Source organism: Actinomadura sp. NTSP31 (assembly GCF_041951385.1).
In the GTDB taxonomy this organism is placed as follows: domain Bacteria; phylum Actinomycetota; class Actinomycetes; order Streptosporangiales; family Streptosporangiaceae; genus Spirillospora; species Spirillospora napierensis.
Map to the genome: position 1 here is coordinate 304887 of NZ_JBGNUT010000002.1, position 19432 is coordinate 324318.

A 19432-nucleotide genomic window follows, 5' to 3' on the forward strand; every position below is an offset into this window, starting at 1 on the left:
GCGCCTTGACGACCAGGACGGGGCGGACGCGCGACATGCTCTGGAGCGGCTGGGGCGACCCGGCCGAGGCCGCGCCGCTGCCGGCGGCGGTGGTCGGGCTGCTGCGCGACCTGCTCGGAGTGAAGACCGGCGACGCGGCGCCCGTCGCCCTCGCGGACGTCGAGGTCGCGGCCCCCCGGCTCACCGGCGGCGACCTCGCCGCGCTCGCCGATGCGGTCGGTGCGGAGCACGTCCGCACCGACGCCGAGGCGCGCGTCCGGCACACCCGCGGCAAGTCGACCCCCGACCTCGTGCGCATCCGCGCCGGCGAGGCGTCCGACGCGCCCGACGCGGTCGTCCTGCCCGGCTCCCACGACGAGGTCCTCGCCGCGCTGCGGGCCTGCGCGGCGCGGCGGATCGCGGTCGTCCCGTTCGGCGGCGGCACCTCGGTGGTCGGCGGGCTGGCGCCCGAGGGGGTGGACGCGTTCGTCGCGCTCGACCTGCGGCGCATGGACGCCCTGGTCTCCGTCGACGAGGTCTCCCGCACGGCCGTCATACAGCCGGGCCTGCGCGCGCCCCGCGCCGAGGAACTGCTCGGCGAGCGCGGCTACACGCTCGGGCACTTCCCGCAGTCGTTCGAGTGGGCGTCGATCGGCGGGTTCGCCGCCGCCCGGTCCAGCGGGCAGGCGTCCGCCGGATACGGCCGGTTCGACGACATGGTCGTCGGGCTCACCGTCGCCACCCCGGAGGGCACCCTCGACGTCGGCCGGGCGCCGAAGTCGGCCGCCGGGCCCGACCTGCGCCAGCTCGTCCTCGGCTCCGAGGGCGCGTTCGGCGTGATCACCTCGGTGACGGTGCGGATCAAGCCCGTCCCGCCGGAGAAGGCGTACGAGGGCTGGCGGTTCGCCTCGTTCGCCGACGGCACCGCGGCGCTGCGGCGGCTCGCCCAGGACGGGCCGGCGCCGGTGGTGCTGCGGCTGTCCGACGAGACCGAGACCATGATCGGCCTGGCCGACCCCGCGGCGATCGGCGGCGGCTCGTCGGCCGCCGGCTGCCTCGCCGTCCTCGGCTACGAGGGCACCGCCGAGGAGATCGCCGAACGCCGCGCCCGGACCGCCGCCGTGCTGCGCGAGGCGGGCGGCGAGCCGCTCGGCGCCGAACCGGGCGAGAAGTGGGCGCGCGGCCGGTTCAACGCCCCCTACCTGCGCGACTCGCTGCTCGACGCCGGCGCGTTCGCCGAGACGCTGGAGACGGCCGCGTTCTGGTCCGCCGTCCCGGACCTGTACGAGGCCGTCCGGTGCGCGCTGATCGGCGCGCTGTCCGGCGCGGGCACGCCGCCGCTGGTCATGTGCCACATCTCGCACGTCTACCCGGCGGGCGCGTCCCTGTACTTCACGGTCGTCTCCGCGCAGGGCGAGGACCCCGTCGCGCACTGGGACGCGGCGAAGCGGGCCGCGTCCGACGCGATCATCGACGCGGGCGGGACGATCAGCCATCATCACGGCGTGGGCACCGACCACCGCGACTGGTACGCCCGGGAGATCGGCCCGCTCGGCGCCGAGATCCTGCGGGCCGTCAAGCGGCGGCTCGACCCGGCCGGGATCCTCAACCCCGGCGTCCTCGTCCCGCCTCCCGGGGAGTAGCCGCCATGCCGCACCAGACGCCCGAGACGCCGCCGCGCGCCTTCACCGCGATCGTCAACCCGGCCGCCGGCGGATCGGCGTCCGCGTCCTCGCTGATCCCGCTCGCCCGGCTGCTGCGCGAGGCCGGCGCCGACGTCGCCGTCGAGTACAGCCGCGGCCTGGAGCACGCGCACACGCTCGCGCGCGGCGCCGCCGAGGCCGGCCGGACCGTCCTCGGCGTCGGCGGCGACGGCATGGTCGGCTGCGTTGGCGGCGCGCTCGCCGGCACCGGCGCGGTTCTCGGCATCGTGCCCGCCGGGCGCGGCAACGACTTCGCCCGCCAGCTCGGCGTCCCGTCCGATCCGGAGGAGCTCGCCGCGCTGCTGCTGCACGGGGAGCCGCGCGCGGTCGACGCCATCGAGGCCAACGGCACGCCCGTCCTCGGCAGCGTCTACGCCGGGGTGGACGCCGTCGCCAACGCCAACGCCAACAAGACCCGGCTGCTGCGCGGGTCGGCGGCCTACTACGTCGGGGCGCTGCGCGCGATCGCGTCCTGGCGGGCGGCCGACTACCGGGTGACCGTGGACGGCGAGGAGCACCGCCGCGAGGGATACACCGTCGTCGCCGCGAACTCCGGCTACTACGGGTTCGGCAAGCACATCGCGCCGGACGCCCGGGTGGACGACGGCCTGCTCGACGTGGTGCTCATCCGGCACGCCCCCCGGACGCTGTTCTTCGCGGTGATGCGGGAGCTGGCGGACGGCACCCACGTCCGGCGGCCGCAGGTGGAGGTGCTGCGCGGCCGGGAGGTGCGGATCGAGCTGGCCGGGCCGCCCGGCCGGACGCTGCCCTACGGCGCGGACGGGGAACTGCCCGGCGTGCTGCCGGTGACCGCGAAGGTGATGCCCGGCGCCCTCCGCGTCCTGGCCCCCTGACCGGCCGCGCTTCCGTCCCCGCAGAAATGCCTGGTGACCTGCGCGGACACGATGGTCCCCGGTTTTTGGACCTTCGTTTGGGGCGGTTTACACGCCCATTACGGCCCTCCGTATAACGTCAATTACGTCCCGCTTTCGGGACCTTGGGGCCGTCTGTGGAGGCATCATGAGAAGGCGATCACTCGCCGTTCTGGGGGGACTCATGATGGCCACGGGCGCCCTCCGCGTGGTGGCGCCGGCGTCTCTGGGGGTGGCGCCGGCGCCCACCACGGTCCGGTTCCGGTTCGGCGCGGCCCGCCCCGTCCCGATCCGGAGCCTCACCGCGCCCGCCCCGCGCCGCCCGGCGGTTCCCACCGCGGCGCGGGCGGCCGGCCTCTAGGGTTGGGCGGGTGCGCACCCTCCTCAACCTCATCTGGCTCGTGCTGTCCGGCTTCTGGCTCGCGATCGGGTACGCGATCGCCGGGATCATCTGCTGCGTGCTGATCATCACGATCCCGTTCGGCATCGCCTCGTTCCGGATCGCGATGTACACGCTCTGGCCGTTCGGGTACACGGTGGCGCGCCGCGCCGACGCCGGCGCGGGCTCGGCGATCGGCAACGTCATCTGGGTGATCGTGGCGGGCTGGTGGCTCGCCCTCGGGCACCTGTTCACCGGCATCGCGCTCTGCGTCACGATCATCGGCATCCCGTTCGGCATCGCCAACTTCAAGCTGATCCCGATCTCGCTGCTGCCGCTCGGGCGGGAGATCGTGCCGTCCGGCGACCCCCACCGCTTCGGCGCCGCCTGACCGGCCCGCCCGCCAGGTCCGCCCGCCCGGCAGGTCCGCCCCCGACCGGTCCGTCCGGCAGGTCCGGCAGGTCCGGCAGGTCCGTCCCCGACCGGTCCGCGACACGCTCGGCGCCACGCGGGCCGGTTGCTTGACGGCCGAGACCGCTCCGGACAATCTGTGCACACCCCCTCACTCCCGCCGGAGGCCCCCCGTGTGCGCCGAGCAAGCCGCCGCCCCCGAGAACTCCCGCGTGTCCGAAGCGGGCGCGGGATGGGCGTGCGGCCGGCCGGGCACCTTCCGGGACCTGCTGCCCGAGCAGGTCCCCGACTTCTCCTGGCGCCGCCCGAAGATCCTCTGGCGGTCCCGCAACGACGTCGTGGCGCGGCTGTTCGGCGACCCGTCCAACGCCATCCGCCGCCGGGCCGTCGCCGCGCTCCGCGAACGCGGCACGCCCGCGGCGTTCACCGTCCACCGCTCGGAACCGGAGTTCTCGTTCGTCCTCATGGGCGACACCGGCGAGGGCGACCGGTCGCAGTACGCCGTGGTGCCGCCGCTGCTGCACGCCTCCGCGGGCACCGACTTCATGGTCGTCGCCAGTGACGTCATCTATCCGACGGGCGACGCGGGCGACTACCCCGAGAAGTTCTACCGGCCTTACCGGGACTATCCCGCCCCCATCTACGCCGTCCCCGGCAACCATGACTGGTACGACGGCCTGCGCGGCTTCCTGCACGTCTTCTGCGGCCTGGACGGCGACTGCTCGCCCCAGTGGCGGGGCGTGCTCGCGTTCGTCCCGCGCCTGTTCTGGCGCCGTTCCGGGGAGGTCGACCAGCGCGAGCTGGCGGAGGCCCGCGCGCTCTACCGGGGCGGCCCCGGCCAGCAGGCCGTCCAGCCCGGGCCGTACTGGGCGATCGACACGCCCTCGCTGCGCATCATCGGCATCGACACCGGGATCACCGGCGGCATCGACCGCGAGCAGGGCGAGTGGCTGCGCGAGGTGTCCGCCGGGCCCAAGCCGAAGATGCTGGTCACCGGCAAGCCCCTGTACGTGGACGGCGAGCACCACCCCGGGCCCGTCGAGGGCGGCGGGACGGTCGACGAGATCGTCCGCGACCCGGCGCACCACTACGTGCTCGCGGTCGGCGGCGACATCCACAACTACCAGCGCTACCCGGTGAAGGTGGACGCGAGCGGGCGCGTCGTCCAGTACCTCGTGGCGGGCGGCGGCGGGGCGTTCATGCACGCGACGCACACCATCCCGCGCGCCGACGTGGTGGAGGAGAAGGACTTCCGCTGCTACCCGCTGCGCGGCGACTCCCTGTCGCGCTACAGCCAGCTGTACGGGCGCTGGCTCCGGATGCCGGGGCTCTTCGATCTCACCCCGGAGGAGGCCACGGCCGTCATCCGGTCGCGGGTGGGCATCGAGCCGGGCCGCGGTTACGACGGGCTCCAGCCGTCGCGGCGTGCCCGTTTCGTCGCCTCCGTTCTCGGTGTTCCGCGCGGCGGCCGGCGCCGTTCCCGGTTCCTGCGGCTGCCGGTGCGCCGGATGCCGCAGCGGTTCCGCTCGGAAATGGCCGACTGGGACAGCCCGCCGTTCTTCAAGAGCTTCCTGCGCCTGGACGTGACCGAGTCCGCGATCCGGATCCGGTGCTTCGCGGCGACCGGCTGCGGCGACCACGAGACCGCGCCGCCGGTCGAGGACGAGGTGACGATCGCGCTGCACTGAGGCGCATGGGGCGGGCCGGTCGGGCGGCGGATTGGAGAATTCGCCAGAATGTCGACAAAATGCGTCGTGTTGCCCCCCGACGTGCTCGAATGCCGTTACAGTCTCAGCTCACCGCACCGGTGACCGGTAACGGACGGTCGGCCGATGAAACGACCGCGTCCACAGGAGAGCGACTCGATGAGTTACCCCCAGCAGGGTCAGGGCCAGCCTTACCAGCAGCAGCAACAGCAGCAGGCCTACCAGGGCGGCTACGCGCCGGCCCCGGCACAGCAACAGCAGCAGCAGGCCGTCGCCCGCGGCGCCGGCTACAACATGAAGCGCCGCAACCCGGTCGGCGCCTGGCTCGGCCTGCCGATCATCACGCTCGGCGTGTACGGCCTCGTGTGGACCTTCAAGGTCCACGACGAGCTCTACAAGTACGACCAGCGCACCGGCGACGCCGCCACCAACGCGCTGCTGTCGATGATCTTCGGCTTCGTCACCCTCGGCATCTGGCCGCTGGTCATGTGGTGCAAGCTCGGCGGCCGCATCGCCCAGGCGCAGCGCGCCGCGGGCCTGCCCGCCACCTGCAGCGGAGGCATGGGCTTCCTGCTCGGCATCTTCGGCTTCGGCGTGCTGTACTACCAGCTCCAGCTCAACAAGGTCACCGACCGCTACGGCGACACCCCCGCGGGCCAGCAGGTCTCCCTCGTCGCGTGACCTGACCTCGACACCCCGCGAGGGGGGCCGCGGCCCTGGCCCCCTGGGAACGACGACGACCCTCCTCCGCCACCGCGGAGGGGGGTTTTGTCGTGGGTACGCGCGAGAATGGGGGCGTGAGGGTTGCGGTGGCCTCGGACGGCGGAGGCGGGGGCGAGCTGCGGCCGCTGGCCGAGGACGGCACGCCCGCCGGAGCGGCGTACGCCGTCGCCGACCTGGTCGGCGAGATCGCCGCGCGCGAGCGGGCGGACGCGCCGCGGTGGGTGTGGGCGTCGACCGCGCGGCTGTATCCCCGGCTGGTGGAGGCGGGCGTGCGCGTCGCCCGCTGCCACGACCTGGAGCTGGTCGAGAACCTCCTGCTGGGGCACGCGGGCCGCTACGGGGAGCCGCGCTCCGTCCGCGCGGCCTCGGCGCGGCTGCGCGGGGAGCCGGTCCCGCCCGATCCGCCGCCCGCGCAGGAGGCGTCCGCGCAGCCGTCGCTGTTCGGCGACGACGGGGACCGCGCGTCGCCTGCCGACGATCTCGGGCGGATCGTCGAGGTGCACGCGGCGCAGCAGCGCGCCGCCGCCGGGCTGGCCGGGTTCGCGCTGCTGGCCGCCGCCGAGTCCGCCGGGGCGCTGGTGGCCGCCGAGATGGGCTTCGACGGGCTGCCGTGGTCGGCCGCCGAGCACGACGCGCTGCTCACCGAGCTGCTCGGCCCGCGCCCGTCCGGCGGGCTGCGCCCGCGCCGGCTGCAGGACCTCGCCGACCGGATCAACACCGCGTTCGGGTCGCGCACGCACGTCAACCCCGACTCGCCCGCGCAGATCCTCAAGGCGTTCGCGGCGGCGGGGCTGCCGATCCCGTCCACGCGCGCGCACGTGCTCAAGGGCGTCGACCACCCGGCCGTCCCGCTGCTGCTGGAGTACAAGGAGCTCGCCCGGCTCCACACCGCGCACGGCTGGGCATGGCTCGACACATGGGTGAGTGAGGGGCGGTTCCGGCCCGAGTACGTGGTGGGCGGCGTGGTGTCCGGGCGGTGGGCGACCAACGGCGGCGGCGCCCTGCAGATCCCGCGGGTGCTGCGCAGGGCCGTGGTAGCCGACCCCGGATGGTGCCTGGTCGTGGCGGACGCCGCGCAGCTCGAACCGCGCGTCCTCGCGGCCCTCGCGGGCGACCGCGCGTTCGCCGACGCCGCGGCCCACGGCGACCTGTACGAGGCGCTGTCGGACGCGTTCCGCTCGGACGAGGCCACCGGCGGCCTGCCCGCGCGCGCGAAGGCGAAGCTCGCGCTGCTGTCGGCGATGTACGGCGGCGGGACGGGCGAGGCCGTGCAGCTGCTCGGCGTGCTGAAGAGCCGGTTCCCCGACGCGTTCGAGTACGTCGAGGCCGCCGCCCGCGCGGGGGAGCGCGGCCGGCTCGTCCGGTCGCTGCTCGGCCGGACCTGCCCGCCGCCGTCGGCCGGCTGGCGCGAGCTGACCCTGGCCGGCGACGACGACCGCGACGCGCCCGAGGCGCCGCCGGGCGGCGGGCGGCGGTCCGCGACGGCGGCGCAGGCGCTGCGCAGCCGGGGCCGCTTCACCCGCAACTTCGTCGTCCAGGCGACGGCGGCCGACTGGGCCCTGGCGCTGCTCGGCTCGCTGCGCCGCCGCCTTACCGCCCTCGGCCCGCCGCGCCTGGTCTTCTTCCAGCACGACGAGGTGATCGTGCACGCCCCGGCGGAGCTCGCGGACGCCGTCACCGAGGCCGTCCGCGCCTCCGCCGAGGAGGCGCGGAGCCTGCTGTTCGGCGCCACGCCGGTCGTCTTCCCGATGGAGGTCGCGGTCGTCGACCGCTACGCCGACGCCAAGTGAGCGGCGAGCGCGCGGATGGTGTTCGCGGCCGCGAACGCGTGGCCCCGCGCGTTCAGATGCAGCTGGTCGCCGCTGTAGATGCCGGGGTCGGCCGCGACCGGATGGCCCGGCGGGTTGTCGACGTGGCAGGCGCCGTGCTCCGCCGCCACGTCGGCGGCCAGGGCGTTCAGCCGCCGGGTGCGCGACGACATGACCTCGCGGTAGCGGGACGGCCCGAGCCCGGCGGCGGTGATGTCCAGCAGCCCGATCGTGACGACGTCCGCGCCGGCGGACCGGAACGCTCCGACCATCGCGGCCAGCTCGCGGCGCACCTCGTCCTCGTCGAAGTGCGGGCGGAGCATGTCGTTGCCGCCGGCCACCACGAACGCGAGGTCGGGCCCGAAGTCCAGCGCCGGGCCGAGCTGGCCGGCCCTGACCCGCGCGGCGACCAGGTCGCGGCGGCCGAGGTTGAGCGCGGTGAACCCGCCGGTCACGGCGCCGAGGGCCTCCTCGACGCGGTCGGTCCACGACAGGTCGCGGTAGCCGGGGACCGGGTCGCGGACGCCCTCGGCGACGCTGTCCCCGATCGTCGCCATCCGCTTCCAGGGCGCGTCGGCCAGCAGCGCGGCGGCCTCGGCGGCGGGCAGGACGGCCGGGTCCGTCCATTCGGTCAGCATCTGGGCCGGTGCCCCGGTCGGCGTCGTGTCGGTCATGTCGTCTCCTATCAGGACGAGGTGGGCCGGACGGTCAGGAACGCTCCCGCGAGCGCGGCGCCCGCGGCGGCGAGCGTGCAGAACAGGTAGACGGCGGTGTAGTCGTCGTGCACCGCCCGGTCCGGCAGCAGCGCGGCGAGCGCGGCGATGCCGAGCGCGCCGCCGAGCTGGCGGGCCGTGGTGTTGAGGCCGGTGGCGCCGGCGAAGCGCTGCGGACCGGCCGACAGCGCGGCGGCCGACGCGGTGCCGGTGGTGAGCATCCCCATGCCCGTCCCGGCCACCAGCCCGAGCGGGAGCCAGAACGTGAGGAAGTGCGGTTCGGGCGGGAGCCCGGCGACCGCCCAGACCCCCGTCGCCACCATGATCAGCGCGCCTCCCGTCACGGCGGGGCGGACGCCGATGCGCGCGGTGAGGCGGCCCATCGCGATCGCGGCGGCGGTGGCGGTGAACGCCCCGGGCGTCGAGGCGAGACCGGCCTTGAGGATCGAGTAGTGCCACTGGCCGGTCAGGTAGAGCACGCCGAGCAGCAGCCAGGAGTACAGCGCCGTCCCGTACAGGAACGAGGCGGTGTTGGCGAGGGCGAACCCGCGCTCGCGCCACATCCGGATCTCCAGCGCGGGCACCGGATGCCGCGCCGACCGCCACAGCGCCAGGCCGGTCAGGACGGCGCCGCCGAGCAGCAGCGCGAGCGTGCGGGCGTCGGTCCAGCCCCAGTCGCCCGACTGGGTCACGCCGAGCGCGATCCCGCCGACGCCGGCGCCGAGCAGGACCGTCCCGGCGAGGTCGGGCAGCCGTCCGGCGGTGCCGGTGGCGCGCGGCAGCCGCAGCCCGCCGAGCAGCATCGCCAGGCCGAACGGGACGTTGATGACGAACAGCGCACGCCAGCCGAACTGGTCCACCAGGACGCCGCCGAGCCCGGGGCCGACGGCGGCGGCGAACGCGCCCGCCGCGCTCCACAGGCCGATGGCGCCGGCGCGCCGCCCGGCGGGGGTGTCGTGCAGCAGCAGCGCGAGGGACGCGGGGATCATCGCGGCCGCGGTGGCGCCCTGCACGCCGCGCGTCGCGAGCAGGACGGGGACGTTCGGCGCCGCCGCGCAGGCCAGCGAGGCGAGCGTGAACAGCCCGGTGCCCCACAGGTAGAGCGAGCGGCGCCCGGCCAGGTCGGCGAGCCGGCCGGCGGGGGCGAGCAGCGCGGCGAACAGCACCGCGTAGAGGGTGACGACCCAGGTCAGCCCGGACAGCGAGGTGCCGGGGAAGTCGGCGTGCAGGTCGGGGACGGCGAGGTTGGCGACGGTGGCGTCGAGCATGGCCAGGAACGTCGCGCCGGCGGCGAGCCACGGCACGGCCCGCCGGGTGCCCGCCGCGGCGGGCGGCGCCGCGGTGGTCTCTGCGGTGGTCATGGGGGAGTGCCTCCAAAAAAAGAACGAACGGTCGTACAATCTTCTTCGGAGGCCGCTCCCGTCAAGGGGTTCGCGGCGTTGACTTTGAACGAACGGTCGTGCAGATTAATGGGCGTGAGCACCGACGGACGGCTCCTCAAGGGGGAGCGGACGCGCACGGTCATCCTCGGCCGGGCCGCCGACATCGCCTCGGCCGAGGGCCTGGAGGGCCTGTCGATCGGCCGCCTCGCCACCGAGCTGCGGATCAGCAAGAGCGGCGTGTTCACGCACTTCGGCTCCAAGGAGGAACTGCAGCTCGCGACCGTCGCCAAGGCCGTCGAGGTGTTCCGCGAGCACGTGGTCGCGCCCGCGCTCGCCGTCCCCGCGGGGCTCGGCCGCGTCCGGGCCCTCCTGGAGGCGTGGCGGCGCTACCAGCGGGAGCCGGTCTTCCCCGGCGGGTGCTTCTTCCACTCGACGATGGCCGAGTTCGACGCCCGCCCGGGCCGGGTCCGCGACGCCATCGCCGCGTCCCAGCGCGACTGGCGCGGCTTCCTGGAGCGCTGCCTGCGCGAGGCCCGCGAACGCGGCGACATCGACGCGTCCGCCGACGTCCCGCAGCTCGCCTTCGAGCTGGACGCCCTCTGCCGCACCGGCGCCGGGCACGCCCTGCTCCACGACGACCCGTCGCTGTACGACCGCGCGACCCGCGCCGTGGAGGCCCGGCTGGCGGCCGTCACCACCGGCGCCGGCCGCGAGCGCTGAGCGGGCGTCAGCGCACGACGCTGTAGGACGGCCGGCCGTTGAGCGTCTCGGCGTCGATGAACGACGTCCTGCGGTAGGCGCCGGTGAGCGTGGTCAGCTCCTCGGGCGTCAGGACGTCCTCGATGGCCTCGAAGCCGTCCGGGGCGCGCTCGCCGACCATCCGCAGGATCCGCTCCGCCGGCATGTCGCGGCAGGCCAGCACGACCGCGTTCACCGTCTCGCGGCGCGCCCGCTCGTAGCCCAGCAGCCCCTCGCCGGGATCGGCCGCGCGGGCCAGCTCGTACGCCAGCACGCGCGCGTCCAGGACGGCCTGGGAGCCGCCGTTGGAGCCGATCGGGTACATCGGGTGCGCGGCGTCGCCGAGCAGGGTCACCCGGCCGAACGTCCACCGGTCCAGCGGCTCGCGGTCCACCATCGGGTACTCGAGGATCTCCGGGGACGCGGCGATCAGCGCCGGGACGTCGAGCCAGTCGAAGGTCCAGTCCGCGAAGTGCGGGAGGACGTCCTCCAGCCGGCCCGTCCGGTTCCAGTCCGCGGCCGTCTCCAGCCGGTCGCCCGGGAGCTTGACCTCGGCGACCCAGTTCAGCAGGGCCTTCCCGCGCCGCTCGGCGCGCATCGAGATCGGGTAGACGACCATCTTGGACGCCGCGTTGCTGCCCGCGACGGCCAGGGTCCGGCCGGTGAGGAACGGCTCGGACTCGGTGACGCCGCGCCACATCCGGATGCCGTTCCACAGGGGCGCGGGCTCGTCCGGGTACAGCTGCGCGCGGACGGTGGAGTGCAGGCCGTCGGCGCCGACCAGCACGTCCGCCCGGACCGTCTCGGCCGTGCCGGACGTCCGGTCCAGCAGCCGGACGCGCACCCCGGCGCCGTCCTGCTCGAAGCCTTCCAGCACCGTGCCGGTGCGGACGGCGTCCTTGCCGAGCCGGGACAGCACCGTGTCGAGCAGCGCCATCTGCAGCTCGCCCCGGTGGACGGAGTACTGCGGCCAGTCGTAGCCGAGGGCGCGGCCGCGCGGATCGGCCCAGATCCGCCCGCCGAACCGGTCGAAATGCACCATTTCCGCGGTGGGGACGCCGATGTCGGCGAGGTCCTCGCCGAGGCCCAGCTCGGTGAGCTCGCGGACCGCGTGCGGCAGCAGGTTGATGCCGACGCCGAGCGGCCGCAGCCGCCGCGCCGCGTCCACCACGAGCGCCTCGATCCCGGCCTCGTGCAGGCTCAACGCGGTGGTGAGCCCGCCGATCCCGGCCCCGGCGATGAGTACGCGCATGCACTCATGATCTCTTATCCGGCGCCCGTCTCCGGTTGGTCGTCCGGATCCGGCCCGCCGGCCGCGGCGAGCCCCTCCGCGGGCGCGGCCCCCGGGACCCGGGCGCCGCCGCGGACCAGCCGGCCGACCTCCGCGCGCAGCCGGACGAACTCCGGCAGGCCGCGCGTCTCGATCTGGTCCCGGGACGCGGGCAGCCCCACCGGGATGTCGGCGTGCACGCGGGCCGGCGACCGGTTCAGCACGACGACCCGGTCGCCGACGTAGACGCTCTCGTCGATGTCGTGGGTGACCAGCAAGATCGTGATCTTCGCGGCCCGGTGCACCTGGAGCACGAGGTCCTCCAAATCCTCCCGGGTCTGCGCGTCCACGGAGCCGAACGGCTCGTCCATCAGCAGCAGCGACGGCCGGTAGGCCAGGGCCCGGGCGATCGACACGCGCTGCTGCATGCCGCCCGACAGCTGCCAGGGGTACTTGCGGGCCGCGTCGTGCAGGCCGACCGAGTCCAGCGCCTTCTCGGCGGCGGCGCGGCGCGCGGCCCGGGACCCGCCGCGCCGGCGCAGCGGCATCGCGACGTTGTCGCGGACGGTCAGCCAGGGGAACAGCGAGCGGCTGTAGTCCTGGAACACGACGGCGAGGTCGGCCGGCACGCCGTCGACCGGCGCGCCGTTCATCTCCAGCGTGCCGCCGGTCGGCCTGATCAGCCCGGCGATGCAGCGCAGCAGGGTGGACTTGCCGCACCCGGACGGGCCGACGATGCTAAGCAGCTGGCCGTCCGGGACGGTGAGGTCGAGCCCGTCGAGCGCCGTCTGCCCGCCGGTGTAGGTGTGCGTGAGGCCGGTGATCCGGAGCATCGCGGACGCCTTTTCTGTGGAGGGGGTCAGTTCGTCAGCCGCTGCGCGCCGGCGTGCCAGGCGAGCAGCCGCCGTTCCAGGAGCATGAAGACGCCGTTGAACAGCAGGCCGAGGACGCCGAGCATGACGATCCCGGCCCACATCGTCGGCGGCTCGAAGGCGCGCTGGGCGTCCAGCAGCTCGGCCCCGATGCCGGTGGTGCTGCCGACGATCTCCGACAGCACCATGAGGATCAGCGCGAACGACAGCGCGACGCGCAGCCCCGCGAAGATCTTCGGCGCCGCCGCCGGCAGGATGATCATCAGCAGCCGGCGGGGCCGGGAGACGCCGAAGACGCGGGCGGTGTCCAGCTGCAGCGGCTCCACCGAGCGGACGCCGTCGGCGGTGTTCAGCAGGACCGGCCACACCACCCCGAACGCGATCGTGACGATCTGCATGGTGGTGCCGATCTTGAACACGACGATGAAGAACGGCAGCAGCGTCGGCGGCGGCACCGCGCGCAGGAACTGCAGCACCGGGTCCAGCAGGTCGTTCAGGACCCGGGACCGGCCGATCGCCGCGCCGAGCGCGACCCCGGCCGCGCCGGCGGCGGCCCACCCGACGAACAGGTGGGCGAGGCTGCTGGAGAAGTCGTCCACCGCGTTCCCGTTCAGGAACGCCCGCGAGGCGGGGCCGGAGAACCACACGTCGTGCAGCGCCTCGACGATCTTCGTGGGCGGCGGGAAGTACGTCTCGTCCAGCACCGACGTGGCGACCTGCCACACCACCGCCGCGAGCGCGACGAGCCACACCCGCTCGGCGAGCCCGCGGACCGGCCGCGCGGCCCTCATGCGATCCCCTCGACGCGGGCGGTGTGCCAGCGGAACGCGACCCGCTCCAGCCCGAGCAGCGCGGCGTTGGCGAGCAGCCCGAGCACTCCGGCCCAGCAGGCGCCGGCCAGCATCAGGTCGGTGCGCCCGCCGCCCTGCTGCGTCTCGGCCAGGTAGATCCCGATGCCGTCGTCCCCGCCGATCAGCAGCTCGGTGCTGATCAGCACGACGAGGGCGACCGAGGCGGCGATCCGCACCCCGGTGGCGATGAACGGGGCGGCGCTCGGCAGCGACACCCGCCACAGCACCGACGGCGCCGAGAACCCGAAGCCGCGCAGCGTGTCCTTGGCCACCGGGTCGACGTCGCGCAGCGCGTACAGGGTGTTGATGAGGATCGGCCACAGGCAGGCGTAGAAGATCAGCGACAGGTTGGTCCGCGCGGGGGTGCTGAACACCAGCGCGGCGAGCGGGATCAGCGCGACCGACGGGACGGGGCGGCACAGCTCGACCAGCGCGCGGGACGCGGTGCCGAGCAGCGGCACCGACCCGAGCAGCACGCCGAGCGGCACCGCCGCGAGCACCGCCAGCAGCAGCCCGAACAGCCATTCGCGCACGGTCGCGCCGACGTCGGTCAGGAACTCGCGGTCGACCGCGAGCCTGCCGGCCTCCTTCAGCACGGTCGAGGCCGGCGGAAGCGAGGTCTCGTCCACGAGGCCGGAGCGGCTGACGGCCTCCAGCACGCCGATCACCACGACCACCCCGGCCGCGCCGAGGACGATGCGGCGAGGGGTCATGAAGTCGGGGCCAGCAGCAGCGGCTTCACGTCCATCTTCTTGCCGATGTACCCGAACTGCTGCATGACGTCGGGCACGCGCTGCAGGCGGGTCGCGTCGAGGGACGTCGGGTAGGTGCCGTAGCTCATGCTCGCGGCGACCTGGGCGTCGATCCCCTTGGCGTAGGTGGGCACGATCTGCTCGACGAGCTTGCGGTCGGCGGCCATGCCCTCGCCCCTGACCAGCGCCTGCCGGAACGCGGCGACCGTCTTGGGGTTCTTGTCGGCGAACCTCGCCAGGGCGGCGTAGCCCGCGATCGGGAACTGCGCGGTCGGGCCGCTGGACAGGTCGGCGATCATCCGGGCGCCCATGGTCCGCTGCATCTGGGTGCCGAACGGCTCGATCGCCTGGACGGCGTCGACGCTCTTGTTCTTCAGCGCCGCCTCCATGTTCGGCGGCGGGATCTCGACGAAGTTCTTGTCCTCGTCGAGCGCGACGCCCTGCGCCTGGGCCGCCGCCCGCACCAGCAGCGTGCTGACGTTCCGCTTGGTGTTGACGCCGATCTTCTTGCCGGTCAGGTCCTTGATCGTGCGGTACGGGGAGTCGCCGCGCACCATCAGCGTGTGGGTCTTCGGCGCGCCCTGGAAGCCGTCGGCGACGACCTTCGGCTTGAACCCCGGGTCCTTGGACGCGGCGGTGAACAGCGACACGTAGTTGCCGAAGGTGATGTCGAGCTGGCCGCTCCTGAGCAGCGGGATGGCCTCCGCGCCGCCGCTGACGACCCGCGTCTTGACGGTCAGTCCCGCGGCCTTGAACAGGCCCTTCTGGATCGCGATCTGCAGCGGCGCGGTGTCGGCGATCGTCATGGTGCCGACGGTGATCGTGGACTCCTCGAGCCCGGTTGCCGATTTCTTGTCGTCCGAGCCGCCGCACGCGGTGGCCGAGAGCGCGACCGCGACGGCGAGCGCGCCGCCGAGGGCGGCGCGGGGGAGGGGGGCGGGCATGGGCGACGCTCCATTGCGGGAGGGGCGGCCGGCGGATAACTGATCTTTCGATGAGTGCGGGGAGCGTAGCGCATCGCCTGCCGGATCGCGGGAGAAATGAGGCGTATGTAGCGATATGAGGAGAAAATTGTGAACAGAATTGTTCCGCCGTTTCGGTGCGCGGAAAGCACGGGACCCCGGCCGCGCGATGCGACCGGGGTCCCTCGGGGCGTGCGCGCTACTTCTTCGCGGGCTCCTTCACGGAGGCGCCGTCATCGGCCGCAACGGCCTCCGCGTCGGCGGCGTCCGCCGGCTCGGAGTCCTTGACGACGCCGCGGACCAGGCGTCCCACCTCGGCCCTAAGCCGCACGAACTCCGCGTCGGCCCGGGTGCCTATCTGGTCGCGGCCGGCCGGCAGCGTGACGGGCAGCTCCGAGCGGACCCGGCCGGGGTTGCGGGCGAGCACCACGACCCGGTCGCCCAGGTAGACGCTCTCGTCGATGTCGTGCGTGACCAGCAGGATCGTCATGCCCTCGGCCCGGTGCACCTGCAGGACCAGGTCCTCCAGGTCCTCGCGGGTCTGCGCGTCGACCGAGCCGAACGGCTCGTCCATCAGCATCAGCGCCGGCCGGTAGGCCAGCGCGCGGGCGATCGACACCCGCTGCTGCATCCCGCCCGACAGCTGCCACGGGTACTTGCCCGCCGCGTCCTTGAGCCCGACCGACGCGAGCGCCTCGACGGCGCGGGCGCGGCGCTCGGCCTTGCCGAGCCCGCGGCGGCGCAGCGGCAGCGCCACGTTGTCGCGCACCGTCAGCCACGGCAGCAGCGAGCGGCTGTAGTCCTGGAAGACCACGGCCAGGTCGTCGGGCACGCCGTCGATGGGCGCGCCCTTCAGCACGACCTTGCCCTCGCTCGCCGGGATGAGCCCGGCGATGCAGCGCAGCAGCGTCGACTTGCCGCACCCCGAAGGCCCGACGATCGTGACCAGTTCGCCCTCGCCGACCTTCAGGTCGATGCCCTCCAGGACGCGGTGCGCCCCGTAGGAGTGGCCCAGTCCGGTTATCTCCAGCATCGTGATCACAGTACCTCGGGCTCGTCGTACATTGCGGCGTTATCGGCCGCAACGCGCACGCTGACGATGAAGGGCCCGTCGTGGCCGAGGGCCTCTTCCAGCGCGGCGTCCACGTCGGCGGCGCCGGCCACCGCCCGGCCGGGGCAGCCGAGCCCCCGGGCGAGCGTGACGAAGTCGATGCCGGAGATGTCGGCGCCCGGGATCGAGTCCAGGCCGATGCGCCGGCCGAGCCCCCTGATGGCGCCGTACCCGCCGTTGTCGAGGACGATCACCGTCATCGGCAGCCGGCGCTGCACGGCCGTCCACAGCGCCTGCACCGAGTACATGATCGCGCCGTCGCCGAGCACGCAGACGATCCGCTCGCCGGAGGAGGCGAGCGCGCGGCCGACCCCCATCGGCAGGCTCCAGCCGAGGACGCCGCTGCCCATGGTGAGGAACGAGCCGGGCCTGCCGAACGGCAGCCGGGCGTGGAACATGTCCCGGTGGCTCGGGATCTCCTCCACGACGACGGCGTCCTCGGGCAGCCGCTCGCGCAGCGACTCGATCACCAGCGCGGCGTCGATCGGGTCGGAGACCTGCGGCGGGGAGAGCCGCTCCCGCGGCCCGGGCACCGGCCGGTCGGCCTTCTCGACCAGTTCGAGCAGGCCCGCCACACCCGCGCGGACGGTGGTGAGCACGCTGGTGCCGACCGGCGCCCACGCGGTCTGCGACGGGTCGCAGTCGAAGTGGAACAGCCGCGCGCCCTCCGGGATGTACGGGCCCTCGCTGTGCACGTGGTAGTTGAACACCGGCGCGCCGAGCACCAGGACGACGTCGTGCCCCTCCAGGCGCGCCGCGAGATGGTCGCGGACCGGCGGCAGGAACCCCTGGAACAGCGCGTGGTCCTCGGGGAAGCCGGACCGCCCCGACAGCGGGCTGATCCACACCGGCGCGCAGGCGCGTTCGGCCAGCTCCACCACGAGGGACGTCGCGTCCTCGTCCTCCACGCCGTGCCCGACGACGATGACGGGGCTCTCGGCGCCGTTGAGCGCTTCGGCGGTCTCCCGCAGCCCGGCGGGGTCGGGCGCGAACGCGGTCCGCACCTCCCGGTGCGGGATCGGCTCGGCCGGCTGGTCCCAGTCGTCCTCGGGCACCGACAGGAAGACCGGGCCGCGCGGCGGGGTCATCGCCACCCGGTAGGCCTCCGCGAACGCGGCCGGGACGTCCTCGGCGCGCGCCGTCTGCCTGCTCCACTTCACGTAGGGGCGGGGGAAGGTCTCGGGCTCGTCCGCCCCGAGGAACGGCCGGGTCGGCAGCATCGCCCGGGTCTGCTGCCCGGCGACGATGACCATCGGGATCCGGTCGCGGTAGGCGTTGAACACCGCGCCGAGGGCGTGCCCGACGCCGCCCGCGGAGTGCAGGTTGACGAGGGCCGCGGTGCCCTTCGCGAGGGCGTGGCCCGCGGCCGCGCCGACCGCCACGATCTCCTGGAGGCCGAGGACGTAGTCGAAGTCCGCCGGGAAGTCGCGGAACATCCGCAGCTCGGTGGAGCCGGGGTTGCCGAAGACGGTGGTCATCCCGGTCCTCCGGCAGAAGTCGAACACCGCGTCCCGGACGGTGAACTCCGTCGTCATTGATCCGCCTTTCGCGCGCCGCGGTGCCAGCGAAGGACCCGCCGCTCCACCGCGAGCAGAATCGTGTTGAGCAGGTAGCCGAGGATGCCGAGCAGCACGATCACCGACCACAGGGTCGGCAGGTCGGACTGGCTCTGCGCGTTGGTCAGCTCGAAGCCGAGGCCGTCGGACGTGCCCGGGAGCAGCTCGGAGAAGACCATGAGGATCAGCGACAGCGACAGCGCCAGCCGCAGCCCCGCGAAGATCTTCGGCAGCGACGCGGGGAGGATGACGAACCTGATCCGCTCGAACGCCGACAGCCGGAACGCCTCGGCCGTGGCCATCTGCATCTGGTCGACGCTGCGCGCCCCGTCGGCGGTGTTGAGCAGGATGGGCCAGATGGCGCTGAAGATGATGGACGCCACCTGCATCTGCGTGCCGAACTCGAAGAGCACGATGAACACCGGCACGAGGGTGGGCGGCGGGATGACCCGCGCGAACTGCAGCAGCGGCTCCAGGTAGGCGAGGACGCGCTCCGAGCGGCCGAGCGCGATGCCGAGGACGACCCCGGCGACGACGCACACCGCCAGCGAGAACGCCATCCGGGCCAGGCTGGGCGCGATGGAGTCGCCGGCCTCGGCGTTCAGGAACAGGTGGGTCGGCGGGCCGGAGAACCACAGGTCCCGCATCCGCTCGGCGATCTTCGAGGGCGGCGGGAAGAACGGGCTGTCGGAGGCGCGGGTCGCCGCCTCCCAGCAGGCGACGAGGACGGCCAGGGGCAGCCAGCGGTGCAGCAGCCCGCGGGCCAGCCGGCCGGCCCGCCCGCCGCGCCGGGCGGCGGGCGCGCTGAGGGTCGCCGCCGTCACGATGCACCACTCCTTTGCGCCTTGTGCCAGCGGAACGCGCGGTTCTCGGCCTGCACCAGCAGGGTGTCGATGACCAGGCCGAGGCAGCCGGCCCACAGCGTCCCGGCGAGGACGTCGCGGGAGCCGTCGGGGGCGGTGCCGGCCTGGGCGATGAACATGCCGAGGCCGTCGCCGAAGCCGGAGAGGATCTCGGTGCCGACGGCGAGGATGAGCGCGATCGAGGCGGCGAGCCGCACGCCGGTCGCGATGAAGGGGGCGGCGCTCGGCAGCGAGACCCGCAGCAGCACCTGGAGCCGGCCGAACCCGAAGCTGCGCAGGGTCTCCTTGGCCGTGGGGTCGACGTCGTCCAGTCCGTACATGGTGTTGAACAGGATGGGCCAGCTGCAGGCGTAGACGATGAGCGGCACCTCCATGTTGAGCCCGGAGCCGAGCACCAGCCCGGCCAGCGGGATCAGCGCGACGGAGGGGATCGGCCGCAGGAACTCCACGATCGCGCGGACCGCGGTGTTCACCGCCGGGACGCTGCCGAGCAGCAGCCCGAGCGGGACGGAGATCGCGATGGCGAGGAGCATCCCGAGCGCCCACGCGGTGAGCGTCACCCGCACGTTGAACAGGAAGGTGGAGTCGCCGAACAGTTCGAGCGCGCGGCCGGTGATGCTGGAGGCGGGGGGCAGATAGGAACGGTCCACGATGCCGGCCCGCCCGAGGGCCTCGCTCGCCAGGAACAGGACCGCCACCCCGGCGGCCCCCCGCGCCCACCTGCCGGGGCGCGAGAGGCCGCGGGGCGGCGTCGTCTGGTTGGCCATGGGTGAATCAGCGT

At 74.1% G+C, this 19432-nt stretch carries 19 protein-coding genes; 8 read left to right on the plus strand and 11 right to left on the minus strand.

The genetic code is table 11. The features are described from left to right. Nucleotides 1–35: 35 nt before the first annotated feature. The 7 genes from ACA514_RS04245 (at nt 36) to ACA514_RS04275 (ending at nt 7563) form a co-directional block, all read left to right on the plus strand. Nucleotides 36–1622 carry an FAD-binding oxidoreductase gene (locus tag ACA514_RS04245; RefSeq protein WP_375039838.1) on the plus strand — a complete coding sequence of 529 codons (1587 nt, stop codon included), beginning with the start codon at nt 36–38 and terminating at the stop codon, nt 1620–1622. A gap of 5 nt (nt 1623–1627) precedes the next feature. Beyond that, nucleotides 1628–2536 (plus strand): diacylglycerol/lipid kinase family protein, encoded by a 909-nt coding sequence (locus tag ACA514_RS04250; RefSeq protein ID WP_375039645.1) that lies wholly within the window; start codon nt 1628–1630, stop codon nt 2534–2536. A 166-nt stretch (nt 2537–2702) separates the two neighbouring features. Continuing rightward, nucleotides 2703–2915: a hypothetical protein gene (locus ACA514_RS04255; protein WP_375039646.1), complete on the plus strand. Its 213-nt coding sequence runs from the start codon at nt 2703–2705 to the stop codon at nt 2913–2915. Nucleotides 2916–2925: 10 nt separating this feature from the next. After that, nucleotides 2926–3324, plus strand: a complete 399-nt coding sequence (locus ACA514_RS04260) for a YccF domain-containing protein (RefSeq protein ID WP_375039647.1) — start codon at nt 2926–2928, stop codon at nt 3322–3324. Between the two features lie 193 nt (nt 3325–3517). Further along, nucleotides 3518–5032 carry a metallophosphoesterase family protein gene (locus tag ACA514_RS04265; RefSeq protein WP_375039648.1) on the plus strand — a complete coding sequence of 505 codons (1515 nt, stop codon included), beginning with the start codon at nt 3518–3520 and terminating at the stop codon, nt 5030–5032. Nucleotides 5033–5209: 177 nt separating this feature from the next. Then, nucleotides 5210–5731, plus strand: a complete 522-nt coding sequence (locus ACA514_RS04270; protein ID WP_375039649.1) for a DUF4234 domain-containing protein — start codon at nt 5210–5212, stop codon at nt 5729–5731. 116 nt (nt 5732–5847) lie between these two features. Then, nucleotides 5848–7563 (plus strand): bifunctional 3'-5' exonuclease/DNA polymerase, encoded by a 1716-nt coding sequence (locus ACA514_RS04275; protein ID WP_375039650.1) that lies wholly within the window; start codon nt 5848–5850, stop codon nt 7561–7563. Here ACA514_RS04275 and ACA514_RS04280 read toward each other — a convergent pair. After that, nucleotides 7545–8255, minus strand: a complete 711-nt coding sequence (locus ACA514_RS04280; protein WP_375039651.1) for an SGNH/GDSL hydrolase family protein — start codon at nt 8253–8255, stop codon at nt 7545–7547. The two genes, ACA514_RS04275 and ACA514_RS04280, sit on opposite strands and share 19 nt — an antisense overlap. 11 nt (nt 8256–8266) lie before the next feature. Continuing rightward, nucleotides 8267–9655, minus strand: coding sequence for an MFS transporter (locus ACA514_RS04285; RefSeq protein ID WP_375039652.1), 1389 nt, complete (start codon nt 9653–9655; stop codon nt 8267–8269). A 108-nt stretch (nt 9656–9763) separates the two neighbouring features. Here ACA514_RS04285 and ACA514_RS04290 point away from each other — a divergent pair, with 108 nt between their 5' ends. After that, a complete protein-coding gene (locus tag ACA514_RS04290) occupies nt 9764–10396 on the plus strand; it encodes a TetR/AcrR family transcriptional regulator (protein ID WP_375039653.1) in 633 nt (210 codons plus the stop codon). Nucleotides 10397–10403: 7 nt separating this feature from the next. Here ACA514_RS04290 and ACA514_RS04295 read toward each other — a convergent pair whose 3' ends face one another. The 9 genes from ACA514_RS04295 to ACA514_RS04335 all read right to left on the minus strand — a co-directional run bounded on the left by ACA514_RS04295 (nt 10404) and on the right by ACA514_RS04335 (nt 19418). Further along, entirely contained in the window at nt 10404–11666 is a 1263-nt protein-coding gene (locus ACA514_RS04295) for a flavin-dependent oxidoreductase (RefSeq protein WP_375039654.1), read from the minus strand. 14 nt (nt 11667–11680) lie between these two features. Then, nucleotides 11681–12517, minus strand: a complete 837-nt coding sequence (locus ACA514_RS04300; protein ID WP_375039655.1) for an ABC transporter ATP-binding protein — start codon at nt 12515–12517, stop codon at nt 11681–11683. Nucleotides 12518–12543: 26 nt separating this feature from the next. Beyond that, nucleotides 12544–13347 carry an ABC transporter permease gene (locus ACA514_RS04305; RefSeq protein WP_375039656.1) on the minus strand — a complete coding sequence of 268 codons (804 nt, stop codon included), beginning with the start codon at nt 13345–13347 and terminating at the stop codon, nt 12544–12546. Continuing rightward, nucleotides 13344–14120 carry an ABC transporter permease gene (locus ACA514_RS04310; protein WP_375039657.1) on the minus strand — a complete coding sequence of 259 codons (777 nt, stop codon included), beginning with the start codon at nt 14118–14120 and terminating at the stop codon, nt 13344–13346. The genes ACA514_RS04305 and ACA514_RS04310 overlap by 4 nt, the downstream gene beginning before the upstream one ends. Further along, entirely contained in the window at nt 14117–15103 is a 987-nt protein-coding gene (locus ACA514_RS04315; protein WP_375039658.1) for an ABC transporter substrate-binding protein, read from the minus strand. The genes ACA514_RS04310 and ACA514_RS04315 overlap by 4 nt, the downstream gene beginning before the upstream one ends. Before the next feature lie 217 nt (nt 15104–15320). Then, nucleotides 15321–16154: an ABC transporter ATP-binding protein gene (locus tag ACA514_RS04320; protein WP_375039659.1), complete on the minus strand. Its 834-nt coding sequence runs from the start codon at nt 16152–16154 to the stop codon at nt 15321–15323. A gap of 5 nt (nt 16155–16159) precedes the next feature. Continuing rightward, complete coding sequence (gene mdlC / locus ACA514_RS04325; protein ID WP_375039660.1) at nt 16160–17767, minus strand: benzoylformate decarboxylase; 1608 nt, start codon at nt 17765–17767, stop codon at nt 16160–16162. Continuing rightward, entirely contained in the window at nt 17764–18612 is an 849-nt protein-coding gene (locus tag ACA514_RS04330) for an ABC transporter permease (protein ID WP_375039661.1), read from the minus strand. Before ACA514_RS04330 ends, mdlC begins: the two co-directional genes overlap by 4 nt. Further along, a complete protein-coding gene (locus ACA514_RS04335) occupies nt 18609–19418 on the minus strand; it encodes an ABC transporter permease (protein WP_375039662.1) in 810 nt (269 codons plus the stop codon). Before ACA514_RS04335 ends, ACA514_RS04330 begins: the two co-directional genes overlap by 4 nt. Between the last annotated feature and the right edge of the window lie 14 nt (nt 19419–19432).